The organism is Allobosea sp. 01N443, from assembly GCF_056399325.1.
This window is the reverse complement of sequence record NZ_JBFTRC010000049.1, coordinates 22,232-31,155: the sequence shown is the minus strand read 5'-3', so window position 1 is coordinate 31,155 and position 8,924 is coordinate 22,232. Positions and strand designations below refer to the sequence as shown.

Here is an 8,924-nt window from a genome sequence, read left to right as displayed (position 1 = left end):
GTACCGGGCACCCTCCATGACGTCGACTTCATGGTGAAGGACAGCACGAGGTTTTCAGATAGCGGCGGATGGGGATGGGCCGTGTTCAACCATGACGCTGCGGCCAACACGTTCACACCGGGCACCCTGACTGACCAGCCGCCGCAGGGGAACGACGCCAAGTGCGGATTCTCCTGCCACACGGGCGTGAAGGCCCGGGATTACGTCTTCACGGAGTACGGCAAGCGGTGATGGGCGGACGGTGAACGGACCCGATCAGGCCCGGCGATGGCTAAGAGCACGGAACAGGACTTGACTGCCGTGGCTGCCTCCCGGGCCCTCTCACCAGGACAGCGATGGCAGCCGACGAAATCGCTCGCGCAGGCATCGTGTTGTTCGATGCAGCCCGCCTAGAGCAGGAGCCAACCGAACACGACATTCAGGGCGCTTACCGCTGCACTGGCGGCAAGGAGCACGCCCATGCTTCTCCGTGAGCCCGGCGTCCGCTTCCGCCTTGCCGTCAGGAGGGGAATATCCCGCAGCAGCGACACGGACTGGCTTCCGAATGCCAGGACGCCGCCGAACGGAGCCGCCAGGCGCCGCCACGCAGGCCCCATCTCCGGAACTACAATGGCCGCGCCCCCCACGAGTATGAGGAACAGCCCAATAAAAGCCAGGGCGGTGAGGATGAACGAAGACCGCCATTGGGAGGCTTGGACGTGCACGGTGAGCCCTCGGCAGCACTGAGTTGCCAATCTTAGAGGGCCGAACTCCGATCGGTCTATCCCAAGGGCAGGGAGCAATCCCGGTTGCTGGCCAGCCCTGAGATCCAGGCCCTTCGGGCAGACGTGCGCATGATGCGGATGCGGCCGGGATGACCGCGCCCCTGCCGAACCGGGCGGGACTTGGATGGGGACACAAGGCACCCGGGGCGAGGAAGTCTCGGCGGGTGGAAAACAGGTTTGGGCCGGGATGCMGAAAGCGCATGCTCAAAGCAGCGCCAGGCCGATCCCGCTCGCAGCTGTCATCAGGACGACGATCCAGGGCGGGGCCTTCCAGATCGTGAGGAGGGCGAAACCGACAAGGGCGACAGCGAAGTCGCGCGCGTCCAGGATCGCGCTCGTCCAAACCGGGCTGTAGAGCGCAGATGCCAGGATGCCGACGACCGCGGCATTGGTGCCGCGCATGGCCGCCTGCGCGAGCGGCCGGGTGCGGAAGGCGTTCCAGAATGGCAGCGCACCCGTCACCAGCAGCAGTCCGGGAAGGAAGATGGCCGCAAGGCAGATCGCGGCACCGGCGAGCCCGTTGGGCAACGGCGTCATGGCCGCACCCAGATATGCGGCGAAGGTAAACAGCGGCCCCGGCACGGCCTGCGCCGCACCATACCCGGCGAGGAAAGCGCCAGGGCTGATCCAGCCAGGCTGCACCACGGCGACTTCCAGCAGCGGAAGGACGACATGGCCGCCGCCGAACACGAGCGCGCCGGAGCGGTAGAAGGCATCGAGGAGCGCCACCCCGTGCGCTCCCGTGGCCGTCGCCGCCAATGGCAGGCCTGCGAGCAGCACGAAGAACAGCGCCAAGGCCACGAAGCCGACTGGCCGCGATACCGAAAAGGTCAGATGGCCGGGCTGGATCGTCGCGGCGTCCCGACACAGCCACACGCCCGTCAGGCCGCCCGCGAGGATGGCCGCGATCTGGCCGAGCGAGCCCGGAAAGAAGACCACGACCAGGACGGCCCCGAGCGCAATGCCGGCCCTCGGCTTGTCCGGAGCGAGGGAGCGCGCCATGCCCCAGACTGCCTGGGCCACCACGGCCACGGCGACGAGCTTCAGGCCATGGATCAACCCTGAGCCGATGGGACCGCTGAAGACTGTCGCACCAAGGGCGAAGAGCACCAGCAGCAGGGCGGAGGGCAGCGTGAATGCGCACCAGGCCGCGAGCCCACCCAACGGCCCGCCCCGTAGCAGACCGAGCGCATAACCGACCTGGCTGGAGGCCGGACCCGGCAGGAACTGGCACAGGGCGACGAGATCGGCATAGCCGGTTTCATCGATCCATTTGCGCCTCACCACCAGCTCATCCCGGAAATAGCCGAGATGGGCGACTGGGCCTCCAAAGGAGGTCAGGCCGAGCTTGAGGAAGGTCCGCAACACTTCGCCCGGCGTGCCGGAAACGGCGGTCCGGGTCGCCTCGTTCGGCTCACCCGGTTGGGCCGGAGACGCTGAGCTGTTCTGCACGCTGCATTCCACTGACGACTGACCCGCCATGCGCTCTACCGCGCGAGAGGTCCGGGCGGAAGCCGCGAGCAGCCCCTGGACCGGAAAAAGCACAGTCCCGGAAATCCGCGACAGCCCGGACCCTGTTCCTTGCCCGCGAGCAGATCGGGCGCGCCGGCGCAGCCGCCCCCGAGCTGGTCTTTCAATTTCTGAACCGCGGCGCCAACGCGTTCCCACCGCTTCGGCAGGCCTTTGCTGCGGATGCGGCGYCGATGACCCGCGCAGCTCCCGACCGGGAGACCAGGGCGGCTCGCGCGAGCCGGCTTAATGGGACGGCTTCGCGTTCCCGCGCGTGTCGTCATGGGCGAGATAGCTCAGGACGCTGACGATGGGCTGAAGCACCGAGATGCTGGCGGCGTTGCCCTTGGTGTTCGCCAGGAGCTGGTCGTAGCGGGCCACGAGCTCGCCGCGTTGAACAAGGCCCTTGTCGATCAACAGGTCGAGGAGGGTTGTGACAATCAGGAACTGGCTGCTGCTCAGGTCTGCCAGGACGTCAGCGTCATCGTCGTGCGTCGCTCCGTCTCCCTCATTGAGCGACCAGCTGAACATTTTGAGGAACGTGCCGCAACGGCGGAATGAATGAGGGGGGCGACGCCCCGGCGAGCGGCGCAGATGAGAGCGGCGGGCGTCGGCGCAGGGCGGAATCGGTCCGAGCTTGTCCGGGCCTGTTGCTTGCCGGGGCCTGGTTCGATGTCAGTTCATGAGGCGGCGTCAACGGAACACAAGGGAGCGGCCACTAGGGCGCCCCGAGATCCAGCGCCATCAGGATGCTGTCGCGGTAGACACCATCGCGCTTCCAGTCGCGCCGGCGCCGTCCTTCGATCTGGAAGCCGAGCCGTTCATAGAGGGCGCGCGCCGCCTTGTTGTCGTGGAGGACCGAGAGTTCGATGCGCTCGAGCCCGCGCTGACGCGCCCGGTCGAGCGCGAGCGTGAGCAGGCGCCGGCCGAGGCCTAAGCCGCGATGGCTGGCGAGCAGCCCCATCCCTAGTTTGYCGACATGGGCGCGAACGGGGGAGGCATCCGGGATAATGTCGCACCAGCCGACAACCTCGCGATCGACTGCCACGACCCGCGGGGCGTTGGCCTCGCGCAGGCCGGCGATGAAATCCGCGTAGCGCTCGATCGGCGGCGCGCTCAGGCGCGAGAGCCAGCGCCCCTCGCGGGCGACGTCATCAAGGCAGCGGTGACAGCCGGCGAGATCGCTCTCGGCGGCATAGCGTATATCCACACTCATCTCAGTCCTCAGCCCAATACCCGCATGTCTCGGGCAGAATAGAGCCGTAAGCTGCGACCAAAGGGAAGGGCGGGGAGGGGTGTGAACTGACGAGCGGCCGCCCCTCGGGGCGGCGTTGAGCCGAAGCTCGGATTCAAACCGATCTCAGGCTTTGAAACCAGCATGTCTGGCTGCTCAACAGGAACAGCAGGGCGACACCGACGATACCGGTGACGAATGAAAGCCCCAACAGCTTCAGGCGAGTGTGCCGAAGCAAGGCTTGATCTTGCGGGGACGGCGTCGGCCCGGTCCAGCGACGACGCTGCACGCGATGAACGCCAACCAGGGCGAGGAATAGCGAGCCCCTGAAGTGAGTGCTGTCTTGCGATCGGGATCGCGCATTCCCGAGGATGCGGGCGGCGAAAAATAGGTTGATTGACGCAGCAACTGCCACAAATGCGTAGAAGGCAGGCGTTGCGATCTCGTTTGGAATGCAGGCGGACAATGGCGAGGCTCGGGCAAACGAGGCGATCTTCAGCGGATCATTCCAGAGCTTTGTGAGAAAGCCAAGCGACGCAAGCCCATACGGGCCCATGAGCTGACTGCCCCGCCTTACATGGCTCCACCCAAGGCACCTTGGCCGCTTTCAGCGGACCGAACCCTCTGCTCGCTCGCGCAGGCGGGCGGCGGCGAGTTCGGTCGCAAGCCGCCGCCGGTCGATGAAGGGCGCGATCTTCTGGCGCGTCGCCTCGACCAGGGCGGCTGAGGCCGAACGCGGCGATCCGCCGTCGAAGGGAGGTTTTGGGTCATATTCCATCTGCAGCTGGATCTCCCGGGCGATGTCCTCTCCCAGGAGATCGGCGACGACGGTGAGCGCAAAATCGATTCCCGACGTGACGCCCGCGCCCGTGATGCGGTTGCGGTCCTTCACGACACGCTCCGCGACCGGGATCGCGCCGAGCAAGGCAAGCTGGTCGATCGAGGACCAGTGCGAGGTCGCCCTGTAGCCCTCGAGCAGGCCGGCCGCGCCGAGCACCAGCGAACCGGTGCAGACGGAGGTCACCAGCTGACAGCCGGCTGCGATCCGCCTGAGAAAGCCGAGCGTCTCTTCGTCGCTCATCAGCTCGATCTGGCCGGGGCCGCCGGGCACGCAAATCAGATCGAGGGCGGCGCAATCGTCAAAGCGCATCGTCGGCAGAATCGACAGGCCACGGTCCGATGTAACCGGCTCCAGGGTTTTCCAAAGCAGATGAACCTTGGCCCCGGGCATGCGGAAAAACACCTCGGCCGGGCCTGTCAGGTCGAGCTGCGTCAATTTTGGAAAGAGAACCAAACCAATCTGCATCTCTTAGTCCCCGCTGGAAAGCCGGACGCACTTATAGCGTGCAGCGCGACGGCCGCCATGGGGGATGACATCGAAACCGGGAGACCAGAACTGCCGCGGTTCGCGTGCCGTGCTCAATGGGACGGTTTCGAGAGCMCTCGCGTGTCGTCATGGGCGAGATAGCTCAGCACGCTGACGATGGGCTGCAGCACCGAGATGCTGGCCGCGTTGCCCTTGCTATTCGCCAGGAGCTGGTCGTAGCGGGCCACGACCTCGCCGCGTTGAACAAGCCCCTTGTCGATCAACAGGTCGATCAGGGTTGTGACGATCAGGATCTGGCTGCTGCTCAGGTCTGCCAGGACGTCAGCGTCATCTTCGTGCATCGCTCCGTCTCCCTCGTGAGCGATCAGCTGAACACTTTGAGGAACCTGCCGCAACGACCGAGTGGATGAAGCGGCTTCGCCTGGCCGCGTTTGGCCGGCGGCCTTTCCATTTCTGAACCGCAGGGCAGCCCCCCGCCGTTCCCAAAGCTTCGGGCAGGTCTTCGCATGATGCGGAGGCCGCCGCGATGACCGCGCCGCCCCTGACCGGGCGGCTTTTTCATGCACGGAGCACAGACATGACGCGTCGCATCAGCGATGAAGGCCTGGCGCTGATCAAGCGCTGGGAAGGATGCCGGCTGACCGCCTATCGGGACGTGGCAGGCGTCCTGACGATCGGCTACGGCTCGACGGGGGCCCATGTCCGGCCGGGCCTGAAGATCACGCAGCAGGAAGCGGAACAGCTTCTGATCAAGGATCTCGCCCGGTTCGAGCGCGCCGTCGCGAGCCTGGTCAAGGTGCCGCTGAACGAGGGGCAGTTCGCGGCGCTCGTCTCGTTTGCCTTCAATGTCGGCGAGGGGGCGCTCGCCCGCTCGACGCTGCTGAAGACGCTGAATGCCGGCCAAGTCGCGGCCGTGCCGGGCGAGCTGATGAAATGGGTCCATGCCGGCGGGCGAAGGCTGGACGGCCTGATCAACCGGCGCTCGGCCGAGGCCGGCCTGTGGGCGCGCGGCTCGCATGTCTCCAGCAATACGGTTGCGGCGCGCCCCGCAAAACCCCCGGTCGTGACTGTAGACAATGCCATCAAGGTCGCGACGCCGCTCTCTGGCCTGCTCCAGGCCTTCACCAGCGGGCCGGCGCAGCTCGTGCTTGCGCTCGCCTTCGTGTGCGGGGGCGCCTTCCTGCTCTGGCGCTGGCATCGCGCGCAACAGGAGGCGGCGGCGTGAGCGTGCTTTCCGCACTCTGGAGCCGCTTTGCCGGGGCCATCGCCGCGCTCGGCGCGCTGCTCGCAATCCTGGTCGGAGCCTACGCGAAGGGCCGGCGCGAGGGGAAAGCAACCCTTCAGGCCGAGCAGGAGCGCGCTCGCCGAAAAGCCATCACTGACAAAGGGAAGCGTGACGATGAGATCGACAGTCTTGGCCCTGCTGCTCTCGATCAGCGCCTTCATCGCTGGCTGCGCCGGGATGGCCGGTGATTTCTGCGACACCGCCCGCCCGTTCCGCCCCTCTGCCCAGGCCGCGGCGGCGATGAGCGATCGCGAGAAGGCGGATGTCGTGAAGCATAACGAGCATGGCGAAAGGCAATGCGGATGGACGCCGTGAAACCCMGTCTCGATCTCGGCCTCGGCAACATCCTCTCGATCGGGATGACGGTCGTCTCGCTGGTCGCGGTCATCGTCACAGTCAGCCTGTCCTATGGCCAGTTGCGGGCCAAGGACGATGTCCACGACATGCGAATCGCCATCGTCGAGGCGCAGCTCGCCAAGCGCGAGAGCGCGGAGCAGGCGGCGAATAACCGCCTGTCGACGATCGAGGGCGATATCCGCGTGATCCGCCAGATCCTCGAAGGCGTGCGCCCGCCACCGCGATAGGCGCAACAGCCATCAGCCCCATTCATTTCGCCCGCCGGTCCCGTCATGGGGCCGGCGGGCGCATTTTTGCTTTTGGCGCGTCAATCCAGGTCCGCCGGCAGCGCCTGCAAGGGCAGGGGGCGAAGCAGACTACGCTCCGCCGAGAGACGCTCGCCTATCCCTGCGCCTTCCGGGCGACGAACAGCCCGATCTGCTTCTCGGCTTCGAGCACGCCGTTCCCCCGTGCGAAGGCGGCCTCGATCGCGTCGCGAAACCGGCCGAGCTCGGCCTCTGTCGCCCTGTCTCCCGGTGGATAGGAGGTGAGCGCCAGGAAGACGTCGTCCGGCTCGGTGATCCGCAGCTGCGCCGGCTGCCGGGCAAAGCTCACATTGCCAAAGCGCGCGCGCAGCAAGTCTTCGGCGGTCTCAAAGCCGAAACTTGCCCCGGACGGATCGACCGGGTCGCTGCCGAAGACCGTGGTGAGTTCGTAGAGCGCCCGCAGATTGCCGATATCGTTGGTCGTGACCGCGAGACAGCCGCCGGGCTTCAGAACACGCTCCATCTCGGCGATGGCCGCGGCGGGGTCGGGCAGATGATAGAGCATATGCATGGCGATGACGGCATCGAACGATGCGTCCGCGAAGGGCAGCGCTGTCGCGTCGGCTGCCTCGCCGCGGACCGATCCGAGCGACAGGGCCTGGCAGCGCCCGACCGCCTCTTGGACCATGCCGGGCGACAGATCGGCGAGCGTCAGGTTGATCGGTTGCGGCAGCGCGTCCACCGCACCGGCCCAGAACCAGCCCGGGCCGCAGCCGATATCGAGGACATGGTCGCCGGGGCGCAGCGGCAATTGCCCGGCCACCCATGGAAACCAGCCCGTCTCGGAGATGCTGTACTGGCTGTGGAGCCGGGCCCGCGCCGCAAGCTTGCGGTTATCGCGGTATTGCTCGGCATTGTCCGTGATGATCGCTGTCATGCGGCGTTCCCGATCCCTCGCGCGATCTGCGTGTCCGGCGCGAGCATAGGCAGCGCCGGCAACGGCCGCTACGGGGCGAGGGCCCCCCGGTTTCGTGCGGAGGAGGAGGATTGGATCGGCCTCCCGCCACGCAAGCTCCGTGTGGGTATGCCCCTGGACCTGCGCCAACGCCCCCGCGCCGGCGCTCACGGCGTGATCGCCACCTTCAGCACGCCGTCGCGCTGGTGGCCGAAGAGCTCGTAGGCGGTTTCGATCTCGTCGAGCGTGAAGCGATGGGTCACGAGCGGCTTGAGATCGACACGCCCCGAGGCGACGACGCTCATCAGGCGGCGCATCCGCTCCTTCCCGCCCGGGCAGAGCGTCGAGACGATGCTGAGATCGCCGAGGCCCGCCGCGAAGGCATCGAGCGGGATGGCGAGGTCGCCGGAATAGACGCCGAGGCTCGACAGCGTCCCGCCCGGTCGCAGGACGCGCATCGCGGCCTCGAAGGTCTGCTGCGTGCCGAGCGCCTCGATCGCGACGTCGACGCCACGTCCGTCCGTCAGTGTCATGATCTGCTCGACCGGGTCGCCCACCTTGAAGTCGACCACGTGATCGGCGCCGAGCGCTCGCGCGACCGCTAAGCGGGCCGCAACGGTGTCGACGCCGATGATCGTGCTCGCGCCCATCAGCCTGGCGCCGGCGACAGCGCACAGGCCGATCGGGCCGAGCGCGAAGACGGCCACGGTATCGCCGATCCTGACGCCGCCGCGCTCCGCCCCCGAGAAACCCGTCGACATGATGTCGGGGCACATCAGGACCTGCTCGTCGGTCAATTCGTCGGGGACAGGCGCGAGATTGGCGATGGCGTCCCTGACGAGCAGGTATTCCGCCTGACAGCCATCGATGGTGTTGCCGAATTTCCAGCCGCCCGCGGCCTTGAAGCCGTGGCGCGTTCCCGGCCCATCCTGCGAGCCGCAACCGCAGAGGCATGCATAGCTGTGTCCGCTCGGGGTGATGGCGCCGGCGATCACGCGCTGCCCCTCGGAATAGCCCTCGACGCCCGATCCGAGCTTCTCGATGACGCCGACCGGTTCATGACCGACGATCAGGCCCTTCTCGACCGGATACTCGCCCTTCAGAATGTGGATATCGGTGCCGCAGATCGTCGTAGTCGTGATCCTGACGAGCGCGTCGGTCGGCCCTACATCGGGAATCGCCTTGTCCTCGAGGACGATCCGGTTCTTCCCAACGAACACGGCAGCCTTCATCTTGGCCATGGCTTGG

At 66.7% G+C, this 8,924-nt stretch carries 12 protein-coding genes; 4 read left to right on the top strand and 8 right to left on the bottom strand.

The features are described 5' to 3' along the window. Positions 1-231 (top strand): cytochrome P460 family protein (locus tag AC1DRP_RS14765; RefSeq protein ID WP_476768838.1); only part of this gene is annotated, 231 nt, incomplete at its 5' end. 737 nt (positions 232-968) lie between these two features. Here the strand turns inward: AC1DRP_RS14765 and chrA are convergent. The 6 genes from chrA to AC1DRP_RS14735 all read right to left on the bottom strand — a co-directional run bounded on the left by chrA (position 969) and on the right by AC1DRP_RS14735 (position 5,175). Further along, positions 969-2,246 (bottom strand): chromate efflux transporter, encoded by a 1,278-nt coding sequence (gene chrA, locus AC1DRP_RS14760; protein WP_441507597.1) that lies wholly within the window; start codon positions 2,244-2,246, stop codon positions 969-971. Between the two features lie 273 nt (positions 2,247-2,519). Then, the gene (locus tag AC1DRP_RS14755) at positions 2,520-2,804 is read right to left on the bottom strand and encodes a hypothetical protein (RefSeq protein ID WP_441507596.1); all 285 of its coding nucleotides are present in this window, start codon (positions 2,802-2,804) and stop codon (positions 2,520-2,522) included. A gap of 187 nt (positions 2,805-2,991) precedes the next feature. Then, positions 2,992-3,489 carry an N-acetyltransferase family protein gene (locus AC1DRP_RS14750; RefSeq protein WP_476768837.1) on the bottom strand — a complete coding sequence of 166 codons (498 nt, stop codon included), beginning with the start codon at positions 3,487-3,489 and terminating at the stop codon, positions 2,992-2,994. Positions 3,490-3,622: 133 nt separating this feature from the next. Beyond that, on the bottom strand, positions 3,623-4,063 hold the full coding sequence (locus AC1DRP_RS14745; RefSeq protein ID WP_441507594.1) for a hypothetical protein: 441 nt from the start codon (positions 4,061-4,063) through the stop codon (positions 3,623-3,625). Positions 4,064-4,114: 51 nt separating this feature from the next. After that, positions 4,115-4,813, bottom strand: coding sequence for a DJ-1/PfpI family protein (locus tag AC1DRP_RS14740; protein WP_441507593.1), 699 nt, complete (start codon positions 4,811-4,813; stop codon positions 4,115-4,117). A gap of 113 nt (positions 4,814-4,926) precedes the next feature. Further along, a complete protein-coding gene (locus AC1DRP_RS14735) occupies positions 4,927-5,175 on the bottom strand; it encodes a hypothetical protein (RefSeq protein WP_476768836.1) in 249 nt (82 codons plus the stop codon). Positions 5,176-5,411: 236 nt separating this feature from the next. Between AC1DRP_RS14735 and AC1DRP_RS14730 the strand changes: the two genes are divergently transcribed. The 3 genes from AC1DRP_RS14730 (at position 5,412) to AC1DRP_RS14720 (ending at position 6,703) form a co-directional block, all read left to right on the top strand. Further along, positions 5,412-6,059, top strand: coding sequence for a lysozyme (locus AC1DRP_RS14730; RefSeq protein ID WP_441507592.1), 648 nt, complete (start codon positions 5,412-5,414; stop codon positions 6,057-6,059). A gap of 174 nt (positions 6,060-6,233) precedes the next feature. Further along, a complete protein-coding gene (locus AC1DRP_RS14725; RefSeq protein ID WP_441507591.1) occupies positions 6,234-6,434 on the top strand; it encodes a hypothetical protein in 201 nt (66 codons plus the stop codon). Next, the gene (locus tag AC1DRP_RS14720; protein WP_476768835.1) at positions 6,431-6,703 is read left to right on the top strand and encodes a hypothetical protein; all 273 of its coding nucleotides are present in this window, start codon (positions 6,431-6,433) and stop codon (positions 6,701-6,703) included. Before AC1DRP_RS14725 ends, AC1DRP_RS14720 begins: the two co-directional genes overlap by 4 nt. Before the next feature lie 154 nt (positions 6,704-6,857). Here AC1DRP_RS14720 and AC1DRP_RS14715 read toward each other — a convergent pair whose 3' ends face one another. After that, entirely contained in the window at positions 6,858-7,658 is an 801-nt protein-coding gene (locus AC1DRP_RS14715; RefSeq protein WP_476768834.1) for a class I SAM-dependent methyltransferase, read from the bottom strand. A gap of 185 nt (positions 7,659-7,843) precedes the next feature. Continuing rightward, a complete protein-coding gene (locus AC1DRP_RS14710; RefSeq protein WP_441507589.1) occupies positions 7,844-8,917 on the bottom strand; it encodes an NAD(P)-dependent alcohol dehydrogenase in 1,074 nt (357 codons plus the stop codon). Positions 8,918-8,924 lie beyond the last annotated feature (7 nt).